This window comes from Pseudoalteromonas sp. S4741 (assembly GCF_005886135.1).
In the GTDB taxonomy this organism is placed as follows: domain Bacteria; phylum Pseudomonadota; class Gammaproteobacteria; order Enterobacterales; family Alteromonadaceae; genus Pseudoalteromonas; species Pseudoalteromonas tetraodonis.
Genome location: NZ_PNCN01000065.1, coordinates 1 through 16,054 on the forward strand (window position 1 = coordinate 1; position 16,054 = coordinate 16,054).

The 16,054-nt window shown below is 40.5% G+C and carries 15 protein-coding genes and 1 pseudogene; 8 read left to right on the plus strand and 8 right to left on the minus strand.

Annotated features, from left to right (window positions below):
- The first annotated feature begins 96 nt into the window (after positions 1-96).
- From CWC30_RS10710 to CWC30_RS10720, 3 genes are all read left to right on the plus strand, one after another.
- Positions 97-1,269 carry an exo-beta-N-acetylmuramidase NamZ family protein gene (locus tag CWC30_RS10710; RefSeq protein WP_138627057.1) on the plus strand — a complete coding sequence of 391 codons (1,173 nt, stop codon included), beginning with the start codon at positions 97-99 and terminating at the stop codon, positions 1,267-1,269.
- 30 nt (positions 1,270-1,299) lie between these two features.
- On the plus strand, positions 1,300-2,940 hold the full coding sequence (gene pbp4b, locus CWC30_RS10715) for a penicillin binding protein PBP4B (RefSeq protein WP_138627058.1): 1,641 nt from the start codon (positions 1,300-1,302) through the stop codon (positions 2,938-2,940).
- Positions 2,941-3,020: 80 nt separating this feature from the next.
- Positions 3,021-4,397, plus strand: a complete 1,377-nt coding sequence (locus CWC30_RS10720; protein ID WP_028835676.1) for a Na+/H+ antiporter NhaC family protein — start codon at positions 3,021-3,023, stop codon at positions 4,395-4,397.
- Between the two features lie 154 nt (positions 4,398-4,551).
- Here the strand turns inward: CWC30_RS10720 and CWC30_RS10725 are convergent.
- The 6 genes and pseudogenes from CWC30_RS10725 to CWC30_RS10750 all read right to left on the minus strand — a co-directional run.
- Positions 4,552-4,899, minus strand: a pseudogene (locus tag CWC30_RS10725) (RNA polymerase sigma factor); the annotation flags it as partial.
- A 14-nt stretch (positions 4,900-4,913) separates the two neighbouring features.
- Positions 4,914-5,546, minus strand: coding sequence for an energy transducer TonB (locus CWC30_RS10730; protein WP_138627059.1), 633 nt, complete (start codon positions 5,544-5,546; stop codon positions 4,914-4,916).
- 141 nt (positions 5,547-5,687) lie between these two features.
- Complete coding sequence (locus CWC30_RS10735) at positions 5,688-6,368, minus strand: DUF799 domain-containing protein (protein WP_036980120.1); 681 nt, start codon at positions 6,366-6,368, stop codon at positions 5,688-5,690.
- A gap of 1 nt (position 6,369) precedes the next feature.
- The gene (locus CWC30_RS10740; RefSeq protein ID WP_090493816.1) at positions 6,370-6,717 is read right to left on the minus strand and encodes a DUF4810 domain-containing protein; all 348 of its coding nucleotides are present in this window, start codon (positions 6,715-6,717) and stop codon (positions 6,370-6,372) included.
- Positions 6,714-7,397, minus strand: coding sequence for a CsgG/HfaB family protein (locus CWC30_RS10745; protein WP_090493818.1), 684 nt, complete (start codon positions 7,395-7,397; stop codon positions 6,714-6,716). Before CWC30_RS10745 ends, CWC30_RS10740 begins: the two co-directional genes overlap by 4 nt.
- Positions 7,398-7,713: 316 nt before the next feature.
- Positions 7,714-9,045 (minus strand): MFS transporter, encoded by a 1,332-nt coding sequence (locus CWC30_RS10750; RefSeq protein WP_138562747.1) that lies wholly within the window; start codon positions 9,043-9,045, stop codon positions 7,714-7,716.
- Positions 9,046-9,885: 840 nt separating this feature from the next.
- On the opposite strand from CWC30_RS10750, the gene CWC30_RS10755 reads away from it, so the two are divergent.
- A complete protein-coding gene (locus tag CWC30_RS10755; protein ID WP_249929852.1) occupies positions 9,886-10,590 on the plus strand; it encodes an IS66 family transposase in 705 nt (234 codons plus the stop codon).
- 287 nt (positions 10,591-10,877) lie between these two features.
- On the opposite strand, the gene CWC30_RS10760 is transcribed toward CWC30_RS10755, so the two are convergent.
- Positions 10,878-12,035 carry a PA0049 C-terminal domain-containing protein gene (locus tag CWC30_RS10760; protein WP_138627060.1) on the minus strand — a complete coding sequence of 386 codons (1,158 nt, stop codon included), beginning with the start codon at positions 12,033-12,035 and terminating at the stop codon, positions 10,878-10,880.
- 214 nt (positions 12,036-12,249) lie between these two features.
- Between CWC30_RS10760 and CWC30_RS10765 the strand changes: the two genes are divergently transcribed.
- From CWC30_RS10765 to CWC30_RS10775, 3 genes are read left to right on the plus strand one after another with little or no spacing between them, the layout of a single operon-like run.
- Entirely contained in the window at positions 12,250-12,756 is a 507-nt protein-coding gene (locus tag CWC30_RS10765; protein WP_138627061.1) for a DUF3087 domain-containing protein, read from the plus strand.
- 15 nt (positions 12,757-12,771) lie between these two features.
- The gene (locus CWC30_RS10770; protein ID WP_138627062.1) at positions 12,772-13,425 is read left to right on the plus strand and encodes a glutathione S-transferase family protein; all 654 of its coding nucleotides are present in this window, start codon (positions 12,772-12,774) and stop codon (positions 13,423-13,425) included.
- 40 nt (positions 13,426-13,465) lie between these two features.
- A complete protein-coding gene (locus tag CWC30_RS10775) occupies positions 13,466-13,918 on the plus strand; it encodes a low molecular weight protein-tyrosine-phosphatase (protein ID WP_069439199.1) in 453 nt (150 codons plus the stop codon).
- A gap of 40 nt (positions 13,919-13,958) precedes the next feature.
- On the opposite strand, the gene CWC30_RS10780 is transcribed toward CWC30_RS10775, so the two are convergent.
- Positions 13,959-15,056 (minus strand): TonB family protein, encoded by a 1,098-nt coding sequence (locus tag CWC30_RS10780; RefSeq protein ID WP_036980108.1) that lies wholly within the window; start codon positions 15,054-15,056, stop codon positions 13,959-13,961.
- A 232-nt stretch (positions 15,057-15,288) separates the two neighbouring features.
- Between CWC30_RS10780 and CWC30_RS10785 the strand changes: the two genes are divergently transcribed.
- Positions 15,289-15,912, plus strand: a complete 624-nt coding sequence (locus CWC30_RS10785; protein ID WP_036980106.1) for a GTP cyclohydrolase II — start codon at positions 15,289-15,291, stop codon at positions 15,910-15,912.
- Positions 15,913-16,054 lie beyond the last annotated feature (142 nt).

A 16,054-nucleotide genomic window follows, 5' to 3' on the forward strand; every position in this document is an offset into this window, starting at 1 on the left:
GACCGCTGACCGCTGACCGCTAATTCTTAAAACCTAAGCTGCTCTTTAAACTTAGCTGTGTTATTTTAAACGTCTTGTTTAAAAGGATCTTGCTGTATGTTTAAAACCGTGTTTTTTATCTTCTTTTTTATACTAAGTGCACTTTTTACCGTTGCTACACATGCAAATGAGGCTAAACATGCAATCGCCGTTGGTGCAGAGCAATTTGCTTTGTATGCACCCCAATTAAAAAACAAACGTGTAGGGCTGGTGGTTAACCAAACCTCTGTAGTGGGGCAAATGCATTTAGTTGATAGCTTGCTGGCTAAAAACATCAACATCACTAAAATTTTTGCACCTGAGCATGGCTTTCGAGGCGATCACGATGCCGGTGCTCATGTACAAAACGCCGTTGATAGCAAAACTGGTATTGCGCTTATTTCTATTTACGGTAAACACAAAAAGCCAACCCCCGAGTCATTGCAAAATGTTGATGTGATAATTTTTGATATTCAAGACGTGGGCGTACGCTTTTATACCTACATAAGCTCTATGCATTACATGATGGAAGCCGCGGCCGAGCAGGGGGTTGAATTTATAGTACTCGATAGGCCAAATCCTAATATTAGCCACATTGACGGGCCAATTTTAGAACCGAAGTTTAAATCGTTTGTGGGTATGCACCCAATCCCTGTACTGCATGGTATGACGGTAGGCGAGCTTGCTAATATGATCAAAGGTGAGGGGTGGATCAATCAGGCTCGTGATTTAAAGCTAAATGTGATCCCTGTTGCCGGCTACACCCGCACAACACCATATAGTTTGCCGGTAAAACCAAGCCCTAATTTACCCAACGATCAATCAATTGCGCTTTACCCATCACTTTGCTTTTTTGAAGCCACTCCTATTAGTATAGGTAGAGGAACTGACTTTGCCTTTCAGGTTATTGGTTATTCACCAGTAGCACTTGGGGATTTTAGCTTTACCCCTCGCTCAATAAAAGGCGCAGCGCTTAATCCTAAATTTAAAGACCAGCTAGTGAAAGGGATTGATTTACGCCATAGTGATACCGTCGGTTTAAACTTAAATTATTTAATTAATGCTTACCAGCAGCTTACACAGGCTAAACAGCTGTTTTTTGAACGTGCCGATTTTATGGATAAGCTCGCAGGAACTGATAAATTAAGGCTCGCCATAGAAGCAGGGCACTCAGCTGAGGAAATTAAACAAAGTTGGCAAGCCGGGCTTAAACAGTTTAAACAGCAAAGAGCGCATTATTTGCTGTATTGATAAAAGGGATGCGTGCATTGGGCTTTAAAAATGATAAACAATAAAATGTACTATAAAGTAGTTATATTGCTACTGAGCATTATTATTGCGGGCTGTAGTCACTCTACAGCAATTAAATCAGAGCGCCCTTTAACGGCTAATCATATTAACGCGTTAGCTAATGCGCAGGTGATTGCTACCTTTCCTGAGCCAAATCCCAGCAGCAGAGAATATGTAAATAACCGCGGCACTTTTAAAGCCTACCGGGGTCGTGGACAACTATTGCTACAAAATGTCAGTGCGGTTAGCGCCGATATATACATCAATAATAAAAAGCTCTCTCTTAATGAGCCTTTACGCGCTAACACCGAGTACGACTTTAATTTAGGGCACTATACGCATAACGGCGTGAACACCTTTAAGGTAGAGAATATTCAACCTGCTGGCGGCAGTTTAACCCTGCGCTTTGCATTTGCTACCTTAGAAAATACCGCCACAAAAGAAATCGACTTTAGCCAAGTTGATACCTTAATTGAAAACGATATAAAAGCAGGCTTTCCAGGAGCGGTACTAGCGGTTGTTAAAGCGGGTAAGGTATTAAAATTAACCGCGTATGGCGATGCAAAACAATATCAGCAAAGTGATTTAATGCTACTGCGCCCAGAGCCTATGCAAACTAATACCTTATTTGACTTAGCCTCAAATACTAAAATATTTGCTACTAACTTTGCATTAATGAAATTGGTCAGCGAGGGGCAGTTAAACATAAATCATACGGTGCATTCATACCTAAAAGAGTATCAGGGAGGTGGTCGAGAGCACCGCCAAGTAAAAGACTTACTAACTCATAGTGCCGGTTATCCGCCAGTGTTTGATTTTCATCGAAAAGACACCGCTTACGGCGATGCGTTTTTCTCACAAACAAGCGAAACCACGAAACAGCTATTATTAACAAGCGTGCCATTAACCGCTGAACCTACAGCGCCGCATGTTTACTCTGATATTGATTACATGATTTTAGGTGTTTTAATTGAGCGAATTAGCGGCCAACCACTCGATGAATACCTAGAGCAGCATATTTACGCGCCTTTAAAACTCAATAACACCTTATTTAATCCGCTTAAAAAAGGCTTTAACCGTCAGCAGTTTGCTGCCACGGAGCTTAGTGGTAATACTCGAGATGGGCGTATTCATTTTGATAATATTCGCACCAATGTACTGCAAGGGCAGGTGCATGACGAACGTGCTTATTATTCGCTTGATGGTGTTGCAGGCCATGCGGGATTATTTAGTAACGCTCCCGATTTAGCTGTGCTGTGCCAAGTTCTACTTAACAAAGGTGGTTATGGCGATACGCAAATTTTTAACGCCAGTAGCTTAGCGCAATTTTTAACGCCACAAAGCAGTGATGAAACCTACGGGTTAGGCTTTCGTTTAGCGGGAAATAACCAAGCGCGGCGCTGGCACTTTGGCCCTTATGCCAGCGCTCAGGCCTATGGCCACACAGGGTGGACAGGCACAGTCACCGTGATTGATCCGGCCTACGATTTGGCCATTATTTTACTCACTAATGCGCGGCATACTCCTATTAAAGGTACTGAAAAGCACTATCAATTTGTAGGGAAAAATTTTGAAACAGCGCAATACGGCTCTATTGTGTCGCTTGTTTATGAAGCATTATTAAATCAATAAGCGTTAGTAAGTGACTTAATTGCTTATATCTATTAAGTTAAGTAAAGCGTCGTCATTATAAAAATAAATAAGGTTTGTTTATGCATTGGTATTCTATTTTACCGCCACTGATTGCCATTGCTATCGTGTTTTGGCGTAAAGAAGTGATTATGGCTCTTTTGGTGGCAGTGGCTTCATCAGAGTTTTTACTGGCCATTCAGGGCGAAGGAAATAGCGTATTTAATACATTTTTAAATACCATAGAGCGCATTATTTCGGTAGCAAGTTCGCCAGGTAATACCCGTATACTCATATTTAGTATTTTAATAGGCGCATTACTGGCTTATATTCGCGAGTCTGGCGGTGTTGCTGCTACCGTTAATTTGCTAATGAACAAAGGTGTTGCTAAAAGTAAGCGCCAAGTAGGCTTTTTAACTATGTTTACCGGCGTAGCGGTATTTATAGAGTCAAACTTAAGTGTGCTTACCTCGGGTATTTTATCTCGCGGTCTGTTCGATAAATTTAAAATGAGCCGCGCGCGTTTAGCCTACATAATCGATAGCACCAGCGCCCCTGTGTGTATTTTAATATTACTAAACGGCTGGGGTGCATTCGTATTGGGCTTGCTAGGTAATTACGAATTAGGCGAGTCGGCCGTATCAGTGCTGTGGGGCAGTGTAGGCTATAACTTTTACGCCATAATCACCTTGGTTATTGTTTTTTATACCATTGCCTTTGATAAAGTACATGGCCCAATGAAAGTAGCTGAACAAAAACTAGAGCTACAAACAACCGAGCTAAAAGAAGAAGTAAAAGGCTCTAAAGCACGCTTTATGCTAGTACCACTGTTAACGCTAATTGTTAGTATGGTTGGCTTTATGTTTTATACCGGTAACGGCGTACTTGCCGAGGGCAGCGGTTCAAAATCAGTATTGTACGCCACGGTTTTAGCTATTGTTGTAGCCTATTGTTTAATGATTAGCTCGCGCCAATTTACCCATCACCAACTTGTTGATACCGGCTTTAAAGGCATGGGCGAATTACTCCCACTGGTAAGTATTGTATTGCTCTCGCTCACCTTAGGTGCAAGCTTAAAAGAGCTAGGTACAGGCGTGTTTGTGGCATCTTTGGTTGGCGATTACTTACCAATATATTTAATAGTGCCCGTGCTGTTTTTAACTGGCGCGGTTATGTCGTTTACTACAGGCACCTCGTGGGGCACGTTTGCCATACTTATCCCCATTGGCGTACCGCTTATTCAAGCGCTTGGTTTACCGCCATCGCTGGTGGTAGGCGCTATTTTAGGCGGCGGGATATTTGGCGATCATTGTTCCCCTATATCCGACACCAGCGCAGTATCAGCCATCGCCTCGGGTTGTGATTTACTCACCCACGTTAAAACCCAATTACCCTATGCATTAGTAGGCGGCGGTTTAACGTTTGTAGCTTACTTAGTAACGAGTTTAATTGTTTTGTAGGTTGGGTAGAGCGTAGCGAAACCCAACGTACCACCCATTCAAATTGTAGGTTTATATATTTACTGTTTTTGTAGACGCTTATCTTACTGGATTATCGTAGGGACGCTCTATATTTTTTGTTTACTCAATTACAATAATTATTGCTATATACACTTTGATTGTTATTTTGCGCAGGCAGTTTGCTGTTTTCGTCAAGCTCTATAAAGTGTTGCTGTTTGCGGTATTCGTCTATCAGAGTGTTACGTGCGAGTCGAAATAATCAGGCTTTAGGCGTGGTTTGTGCTTGGTAAAGGTGGCGCTTTTCAATAACCTTTAGCCATGTTTGTTGGCTTACGTCGTATGCTAAATGTGTATTAGATTGGGTAACTAGGTAGTGATATAAATTGTTACTGTATAAGGTAATAAGTTGCTCTAAGTGGCGGTTGTCGCCACTTTTTTCACACCGCGCCATGCAGTCTTTGCTTGGCACTTTAAATAACCATGACTTAATACTCAATAGCATAGGCGCTTATTCCCTTACTGCGAACTGTCTAATTTAAAATCAAGCTGTACGGTTTGACCTGTTTGTAATTGTGCCACACCTTCAATTACTTTTGGACGATATTTCCAGCGTTTAATGGCGCGAAGTGCTTCGCGATCAAATATGCGTTTTGGTTCGGCATTCACTACTGTGGCATCAATTACTTCACCTGTGGGTGAAACATTAAAGCTAAGTTGCACCCAGCCTTCTATGCCATCACGTGCTGCGGTAGTTGGGTATTTAGGATTTATGCGCACAATGGGTGAAGCATCTCCCGTTGGGCGGGCAATTATTTGCTTCATATCGTCACCAAGTCTGTCAATTACTATGGGTGGTGCTGTGCTTATTGCTGTTATTGGCTCATTACTAGGTGTTACACGTGGCGGTGCTTTAGGCGGCACTTTAGGTGTGGGTGGTGACGGTATTCTTTTAATATGCGTGGTTTGTTTATCTTCTGGTGCTTGAAAAATCTCAACAGTAATATCATCACCCAATTTAATAGGTGCTCTTTGCTCGCCACTAATTAAGTATTGCATAAAGGCAAATGCGATAAAGGTGATCGCGACACCGCCAATAACAGCTGTTGATGCTTTGAACATGGGGTTTTTAGGGAATTCAAGTGTGTGCATAAGCCGCTCCAAATTAACTTATTATGTTGTTTCAGAGCTATAACGGCTGGCAAATAGAAAAGGGGTTAAATAGTTTTAAAATTTAATTTATTAAAAAGCCGAGTTAGTATTTAACTCGGCTTTTGTATATTTAATTACAAACTACTGTTTCTTTTCACTTAGCGCGGGCTGGCCGTAGTTTGGCGAGCGTGGGCCATACAATAAACCATTGTATGTATCAGATGAAAGCAAACGATTAGAAGTAATTGCTGCAACTTCAAAGCCTTTATCACTCACTGTTTCAGCAATTTGATTAATAGCTGCAACAACTAGCATTCCGACTAAACCACCACCAGTGTTGTTGTTTTGTTGCTCAGCAGACGATGCTCTCGCCTTATCCTGCCATAGGACTTCGCCAGTGCGTAAATCAACAAGTCTTGCTGATACGGTGACCGCTGTTTCACTTGAAATAACTACGTAGCTGGTACCGTATTCTTCAATGTTGATATATAAGGCTGAATCAGCACCAAAAATATCATGTAGCTTTTTAACGGGCACTTGGTGGATATCGTTTGCAACCGTTAAGCCATTACCTTTAAAGGTTTGATCAACAACCGCGACAGGAAATACATAAAAACCAGATTCAGCGATAGGAGTCATCATTTGTGTCATTACACTATATGGCGCGATTACTTCTGGTGTGTTGTTTAAAGGAGGCAACACAAGAATTGAATGAGGATCTGCTTGTCTAAATGCACTGTAATCATGGCTCGGGGGCGGTGATACACAGCCTGCGAGTGCTGTTAATAATGTTGCGATAGAGATTAGCTTTAAATAACGCATATTAAGCACCCTTTGCCGATTTTAGAAGAAAGTCGATGTACTGAACTGATTCAGGAAATAATTGTTTTTCTGTTTCAAAATGAGCAATACCTTTCACAGCATTGCCTGTATCAAAATACAGCATACCTAAATGAGCATGTAATCCTGGTGCTATTGCTTTACTGTTATTAGCTGCATCAGCAATAACCTGCTCTAGAATGGTTATTTGCTCTTCAACCGAAACTTCATCTGCTTTTAAATAAGCATAAACGGCGCTGTTGTAGTCACCGTAATAATAAAGAGGTTCTTTGGTGTTATTACATCCAGTAAGCGCAACGCATACTATAGCGGTAGCGATTAGCTTTTTCATGCTTTACTACCCCATTGACCCGATTCAAGACCAGTAACGAGCTTGTTTACCACTTCACGAATCGCTAAATCGAGTACTTTTCCGTTTAATGTTGCATCGTATGAAGCTGTGCTACCAAAGCCAACTACTTCACGCTCTGATAAGCTGTACTCACCAGCACCTTGTACTGAGTAAATAACTTCTGATGTTGTTACATCAACAATGTTAAGTGTTACTTTGGCGTATGCAATTTGCGACTTGCCTTTTCCTAATAAACCGAATAATTGGCGATCACCTATGGCTTTACGGCCAAATTCAGTTACATCGCCAGTTACTACAAACTTTGCACCGCTAATTACTTGCTTTGCGCCCGTTAATTTAGCTTCTTCTGCAAGTGCTTGCATATTGTCGCGGTCTAGCACACTAAAACGATTAGTTTGTTGTAAGTGGCTCATTAAGGTTGTTTTTGCTTGGCTACCTAAACGATCTTGGCCTGATGAAAAAATACCATTTTGAAAACTTGAGCGATTTACAAACTGACCCACAACCAATTTACTCTTGGTGCCAGAGTAAGTGGTGTTGTATGTTGCTACTGTTGGTGTGTCTATTGCTTTTGAAGATGTTGTAGCACAACCAGATAAAGTAGCAGCTGCAAGTGCAGCAATAAGAGTTGTTGCAAGATGTTTTTTATTTTTTAACATGAATTTTCCAATGTTCGTAGAGGATATAGTTAAACGAACGCTTGGAGATGTGTTTACACTGATAAGCTTATGACATTGTTCAAGAATCCGTTCCGAGATCATTTATAAACAAAAAGTGGTTAATATGCAATTATTATTGTGCTTAATTGTAAACAACGTTAATTGTTAGGTGTTTGTTATTGCTATTATTAGCTTAAAAATTATTGATATTTTCTCTAATTTTGTTGGCTAACTTTTGAGGCGCTTCATTTAATTGAGGCTGAAAGTGAAGCGCTATTGAGCGTTCATTAGTTGTTGTTAGTGCATAGCGTAAGCGCTATGCACTTTTTTGCTCGTTTCCTAGATCTTTAAACAGCTCCCCTTGGGGATGTTCAAAAAACGCATCATTTATTTCTTCATCATCCACAACCAACATTTGATCTTGTGCGGTGGTTTCTTCAATACGCGGATCCATAGTGGCAGCCAGTGGTGAGTTAGTTACATCGGACGTACCGACCACATAATCACTGGGTTCAGGCTGTTCTACTTTTTGTTTAGAATTAATAAACGTGAGTAATAAATACATGGTTACGGTTAATAGCGAAATAGACGCATACAATGCTTGGTGACCAAAGTAGCTCATGATCTGTGCGTTAACTGTTGAGCCTATTGCCGCACCGGCGCCAAAAGCAACCAATAACGCTGATGACACGCCTACGCGTTCTTCGTCTTCAACTCGCGAATTGGCCAGTGCCGAACAAAGCGGATATAAAGTAAAGGCAAACAAACCAAATATAAAGGTGAGTATGTAAGCAATTAACTGTGAGCTTGGTAATAAAAACAATGCCAAACTCACAATGCCTATAGCTATGGCATTAGTACGAATTAATAAACTGCGGCGAATACGGTCAGAAAGCATGCCCATTGGCCACTGGGCTAGCAGGCCGGCTAAAATAGTTAGCGACATGAAAATAGCAATTTCAGCGGTGTTAAAGCCTGATAACTTGGCAAAAATAGGTGCTAGACCATAAAAGCTACCATTAATAATGCCTGCAAAGTGCACCGCAGTAAGCGATTGTGGCACTTTTTTAGCGTAATCAAATAGGCTCATTTTTATGGGTTTTAAGGGTTTTGGGTGAATTCTACGGGTGATAGAAATAGGAATAATGCCGATTGCTAACGCCATGCACACTAAAAATAGCGGCGCATAACCTAGCTCAGGAAATTGTGCGAGCGCTAATTGCCCTAAAATCATGCCCAAGTATGAAGTGATCATATAAAACGAGAATACCCGACCTCGGGATTCGGGGGCTGACTGTTCATTCAGCCAGCTTTCTAGCACCATGTAATTACACATCATACCTAAGCCAACAAAAAGCCTAAGGCCTAACCATATATAAAGATTATCACTCACCCCGTGAGCAGCCACACAGGCAGTAACCGCCGCAGTACTTGCTGCAAAGGTTCTTATGTGACCCACCGATTTAATAAGATGATAGCCAAGTTTTGAACCCAGTAATAAGCCAAGGTAATAACACGAGGTCATTAAGCCTATCCAAAACGTAGACGTGCCTTGTTTACCTAAATAAAGCGCTAAATAGGTAGTAAGTAAACCGGTACCAATAATTAAAAATAAATTGGCAAAGTACAGTGACGGAAATGATTTCATTAAAATGCAAATTATGAGCTAAGACAACTAGATACTAGAGCAAGCGAGAAGGTTTTCCAAGCTGTAAAAGGGAGTTTTATATGGCGCAACCCTATGCAGGCTTTAAATAGAGGTTAATGAATAAAATAATCATTTAATAATATTTCTATTTCACCGTTTTGCAGATATTCGGTAATTTTTTTGTTTATTTTTTCGTAACTCTTCACCAAGACAAACTATTTTCTAAGGATCTTTTTTAGCTATTTGCTGATCCTGCCAGTATGCCAAGCTAGAGCGATTACCCTATCGCTCTAGCTTTAATGAATTTAAACAGCATAAATATCACTGAAATAGTTGAGCAAACTAAAATTCAGTTACAAGAAGATAAAACATTCTCGCCAGCGGTGAAGATGTCTATTGAACTCATTCTTGTTGTCGTTGTTATGCTAGCTAACCTGAACTCCGGATAATAAATCCATCTCAAGCAGCTATTTTCAGTGCTAACTGCGTTGAATTTACTTGCAATAGGCGAGCTATTGACGCGTAATTTCGCCTTGTTTTCACTAAAAATCTCTAGCTAGAGATAAATAAACACAAATATCTTTTATTGATTCAATGTGTTAGTAAATCTCTTAACCAGAGTTCAGGTTAGCTAGTAAATTAGGACTTAATAGTCAAAATAGTAGCATTCCTCCATTAAAAGATATCAACCGTACAAAGCCAACGAGAGAGAAGTCAGAAAAATCAGTTGGCGGACAAAAAGGCCGAGTAGGTAAAACGCTGACTCAAACAGAAACACCTGATGAGGTACAAGTCATTTTAGTTGATCGAGATTTTTTACCTGAAGGTCACTATCGTGAGGTGGGTTTTCAAAAGCGACAAGTCGTCGATATAGATATCAGTAAAGTGGTGACCGAATACCAGGCTCAAATCCTTGAGAATGAGCAAAAGAAGCGGTTTGTTGGTGAATTCCCCCAAGGTGTTAACGGTTCTATTCAATATGGTGTTGGTGTGAAAGCCCATGTGGTTTACTTATCACAATATCAATTACTCCCTTATAATCGCATTGAAGAATACTTTAGTGACCAACTAGGTATTCCGCTCAGTGCCGGCAGTTTATTTAACTTTAATGAACAAGCAGCGGCACTGATAAAGTCATCGGGCGCAGAAGGTATCATCAAAGCGGCATTACAAAACCCGCATCAAACTTTGCATGTTGATGAGGGCCGTATTTTACCGCACTTTACCGGTGTGCTATGCCATGACCATTGGAAGCCATATTATCAATATACCCAATGCCAACATGCATTTTGTAATGCTCACCACATCCGAGAATTAGAAAGGGCTTGGGAGCAAGACGGCATGCAATGGGCGAAGGATATGCAAACCTTACTTAAAGAAAAAATACCGGGGTGTTTTAGAAGTAGGCAAGGAGCTGAAATGTTCTGCTTGCTGAGAAGCTATTTATCGACTTGCAGAAAACAATATGTATCTGCAAGCCTAGCACTTGAGTTATTATTCAAAAATCAGCTGCCTGATATATTCATTTCAGATGAGGCTGAATAGTTACATTTAAACAATTAAAAAGTGGTTAATTGTGAGCATTACTATGTCCCTGTAATAAGGTCTGAACCTCAAATGAGCATAGAACACAATTTGTGAAGATCTAGTTAATAATTAAAGTAATGAGTTTTTTATTACAAAATAGCCAAAGCTGATACAAAGCACATTTAATTTTAATGTAATTGCAGCATGCTTTTTTAGCGGTTTAAAGTAATAAAGCATAAAAGTACTTAAGTGCTCCTACGCTTTATTATTTAATTGTTGTTTTAACGCTAAAAAAGCAAACGATGTTAGATCGCGACTAAACTGCGCTCTAACATAGCTTGAATTTGCTTAACTATTTTAGCTTCGGTTTCGGGTTCAAACTGGGCAATTCGAGGGGTGTGAATATGCCCAGTCGGAATATCTGAATTTAGCTGATTACGCAGCCGAATACTGCGGTACGAAATTTCGTTAGACAGATAACCACCGCCACCGCCTCGCACTGCAATAGCGTCTTTTAATTCATCGAAACTGTTAGGCTCAAAGTCTTTTTTTAGGGTAATAACATGATGGTTATCATTAATAGGAAAAGGGCCTTTTGCGCTTAACATAGCGCTAACGGGTAAGCTAAATTCTACAAACTCAGTACCGGGTAATGGGCGGTCGTTCAAGCTTGGAATGAGCGGCGCTGTTTTACTGCCTCCATACACTATATTGGCGTTGTCGGGCGCTGTTACACTGCGGCGCTTGCCTGGAAAGCGCTCAAGGTCAAAGTCTTTACTACCCATACTAACGGTAACCACCATATCAACATTATTAAGTGCGTAATAAGGGGCAAGTAAAGATTCTATAATGCCCTGATCAAAGTCTTCATAACGCACAGGCACCATCACTGTGTTTATTTCAGCACTAATCCCTTTATAGTTAATGACTTGGCCATCAAGAAGTAACGCAGCCACGCCCGATGGGTTGCTTTGGTTTATATTTCTATCAAGTAAAAATGGGTCAAACCCGGTTAGTAATATTTTTTTTGTGGTGTTTTGTGAGTAGCTTAGGTCTGTGCGACCTCGGCTTCCGTTTTCTAGCAACGTTAATAACACTGTTTGCTGCGCGGTGCTCAGCGAAAATGCAGGTTTTGTGGTGCGAATTATTTTACTTGATTGTAAGCGAGCCCAATAAAGCGCGCGATCATCTAAGTTTTGCGTTGTAGCAATGCGTTTTTTTGCACTAAACCATAATCGTTTTGAGTAGTCATTAACGGCATCTACGGCTTGTGCGTAGCTTGATAGTGACTTGAATTGCTGCTCAAATTGATTAACTTCGCTGGCAAAAGCGCTTAGTACGGCTGGCATCGCTTGGCTGGCTTTTTCAATTCGCAATTCTTCTGGAGTTAGCGGTGTGTTTAAATTAGCTAACGCATTAGAAGAAGAAAAAATTAAGCTTGCAGCAATCAGTGTTTTTATCATGATGGTCCTAAACTGAGTCGTATTTGTTGTCTACTATCCTATGCCTAATAAGTGGGTGCAAATAAAATCGTTGGTTGGTTTCATGTTGCAAGAAGTATAAAACCGGCGTTAAATCAAAAATTACGGGTATTTTATTAAAAAGAGTCGAAACTCTGTGGTGGGTTTAGCTACAATGGTGGCTGTGTATTTTTTAGTTTTTTAATTTTAGGCAACTATGCAACTTATTCAAATAGATAAAGCTCGTTATCGTAAACATTTAAACCGCGTTATAGTCGGTTGTGCCGCAAGCTTAGCGATTGGTAGTTTAGCTATTTCACAAACGCTTATTGCATTATTTCCCGATGAAAGTGGGAGTCATTTTCATTGGAACTTATTAGGCGTAATTGTTACGAGTATTGGTATTGGCTGGTTGTTAAATAAATACCGTACACATCCTTTTATGACCGAGGTGGTGTATGTATGGGAGCTTAAACAAGCGCTTAATAAAATTACCCGCAAGATGGCAAAGCTTAAAGCGGCGGGACGTGAAGGTAATCCTGATGCGCTATTAGCCATTCACTATAGTTATGCAGGCTCACGCTTGTTATGGCGGCTTGACGATAACACCATCACTATGGATGATTTAGCGATTAAACAAGCCGAGTTAGATAGCGTTGCGGCTAAATATAATTTAACCCTTAATGCCGATGACTACGATGACGCAATTTTAAAGCAGTTTTAATTTATAGGAATCACAATGAGCATAATTCTCTATGGTGTCCCGCTTTCTCCCTATGTACGTAAAGTACGTGTATGTTTAGCGCATAAACAACTCGACTATAAACTCGAAATAGTCTCGCCGTTTAATCAACCTGATTGGTTTTTAGAAATTAACCCGTTGGGGCGAATTCCGGCGCTAAAAGACGACGAGCTAAGCTTGGCGGATTCTAGCGTTATTTGCCAATATCTTGATGAAAAATACCCTAATTCAGCGTCCTTACTCGGTGATACTATAGAGCAACGTGCAGCCGTTCGCTGGTTAGAAAAATACGCAGATTACGAGCTGGCTCCTTTTGCAACATTTACGGTATTTCAGCAGCGTATTATTGCTCCTACAATGCAAAAGCAAACCGATGAAGTATTAGTGCAAAGTGCATTAAATGAAAAATTACCGCCTTTATTTGATTATTTAGAAGGTTATTTAGGTAATAACGAATTTTTTGTTGGTAACAGCTTAACTCTTGCCGACATTGCAGTGAGCTGCCAGTTAATGAATATGGAGCATGGCGGTGAGCAACTTGATAAGTCGCGCTGGCCTAAGCTTGCTGCTTTACATTGCCGTGTAAAACAGGGGACCGCTATGCAGAGCATGCTTGAGGGCGAACAAAAAATATTAGCCTCATTAAAATAACGTTTATCACTGATTTTTTGCAAAGCTTAGGGAGCCATAAGTGAAAAAAGTACTGATTGTTTGTTTGGGTAATATTTGTCGCTCACCGACGGCTGAGGCGGTATTAAAAGCTCGCGCTAAAGAGTTAGGCATTGATCTGCTAGTGGACTCGGCAGGGACTATTGGACACCATGAAGGTAATCCGCCAGATAAACGCTCAATGCAGGCTGGTGAAAAACGTGGTTATAGTTTTAAAGGTATTTTTTCGCGCAAGGTGCGTAGTAGTGATTTTAGCGAGTTTGATTTAATTTTAGCAGCCGATATGCAAAACCTCGCAGATTTAACGGCACGTTGCCCTGAACATTTGCAGTACAAGCTTGCGTTGTTTTTAGAGTATGGCGAGCAAACACAAAGCGCAATTCCCGATCCTTACTATGGCGGTGATGATGGCTTTGAAAAGGTACTTGATTTAATAGAGGCCGCCAGCGACAACATTTTAGCTAAGTTAAAGTAGAATAAACTAAAAAGGCGCTCAACGTGCCTTTGGTATGTTATTAACGGTTTACTTTAAAGTCGAGCTGTACTTTGGAAGTTGCTGCAACGGCTTTTCCATGTTCAAACTTAGGGGCATAGCGCCATTGCGCTAATGCTTCTACTGCCGATTTTTCAAAGGCCACGCCACCTTCAGAACTAAGTACTTGCGGATTTTTTACAAAGCCAGACTCATCCACTTCAAACTCCATAACGACTTTTCCATCTTTACGAAAGCGCGCTTTGTTTGTAGGGTATTTAGGGTTAACGCGGTATAGCGGCGTTTGCTCTTGGCTTTCTTTCCACGGCACCATTTTAGCAATCGCGATGCAGTGTTTGGTGGCTTCATCACTTTTGCCTTGTTTTTCATACAAGCCAATTAATCTTGAGTGTGCGGTAAGCTCAGCGCTGTGATCGTAACTTAAGTTTTCATCAAAGACCTTTACTACACGATTAAGCCGTTCAATTGCTTGGTCGTATCTTTTTCTACCCTCAGCAAACGACGCCATTAAAAAGTCAGCTTTTATTTGTTCAACTGAGTTTTTAGGTAAGTTAGCCTGGTAATACTCATCGGCCTCTTCCAAGTAGTTTTTAGCTTCACGGTATTTTTCATAGCTGAATTTATTGGCTAATATGGTTGCCGCTTCTAATTTCATATCGGCCAAAAATTTAGGTCTATTTTCTGTATTTGCTATTGCAATTACTTGCTCTAAATAATAGTCCGCTTTTTGAGCTGAGGGGGCAAAATTAGCCATACCAACTAAAGAATCAACGGTTTCTAACGATTGGTTACCATGGTTGTTAACTAAAATAGTGTAGGCTTGTTGATAGAGTGAAAAACGTTTTTCAATCCATTTTTTGCCATAGCCATTAATTGATTTTGCATAGTTAATCGCTAAGTTTGCGGTGTTATCTGAATTATCACCGTAAACAGCTTTACCTAATGTGTAAGCCTGCTCCGCGGCTTGTTGCACATTTTCCTTGGTTTTAACCGCATTTAAGTAATTTTGATACGCGTCGCTGAAAACAGCTTGAGCGCTATTTGCTTGTTTGGCAAATGACATAGTACTTAATACAGATAAACTTAAGCCCATCAGTAATACACGTTTATTTAGTTTCATAATGATCCCTATTATTTGTTGGTGGTAAATTAGCAAATCCTTATGTGTATGTCATCATTTTAGGTAAACCAAGGTGAATATGCGTTGCTAATATATTTATGCTTACATATTGAAAATAGCCGCTGTCGTCGCAATATATTTGACATTACTTAGGGTGTACTACGATCCAATTTTGAACTTTTGTGATATTATCACTTTATCGTGTCGTAGTTTTTTAATATTTGGATTGGTCGTGGCGCAAGTAAGAGCAAGAGTCCAGCTTAATGTTGGCAAAAATAGTGATATTCCTGCAGAAATTATCTCGTTTAGTGGCTTAAAAGATGGCCAAGAGCATGTTGCTATAGTGTTTAATAACGCCGATACCGAGCAAGGTGTTCCGCTTATTCGTATGCATTCTGAATGCTTAACCGGTGATGTGTTTCACTCGTCACGTTGTGATTGCGGTGAGCAGTTAAATGAGTGTATTGAAATGATGCACGAACAAGGCGGTATTTTACTTTATTTACGCCAAGAAGGGCGTGGTATTGGTTTATACAATAAAATTGATGCGTATGTACTGCAGTCACAAGGTATGAACACTTACGAGGCCAACAATCATTTGGGCTTTGCTGATGATTTACGTGATTTTTCGGATGCTGTATTAATGCTCAATGCGCTCAATTTAAAGCATGTAAAATTAATGACTAACAATCCTAAAAAGCTTAACGCATTAAAAGATGCTGGCATAGAGGTGGACTCTGTTGTGGGCACTCATGCTCACATTAAAGCTGGGCTTTCAGGTAATAAAGCGTATTTAGAGACAAAGATTAAGCATGGCTCTCACATGCTAGATATTAAGAAAATTAAAAAACCTTAGGGTCTGTTGACCTTTCAAGGTTAAATTTGCAGCAGTCTGTTTGGTATTTAGGCAAGGCAGAGCCTATGTGGTGTGGTTATTCCCCATAAATAGGCGATAACGCAGCATCAATGCCAAACAGGCGCTGCCCGAAGGGTTCTGC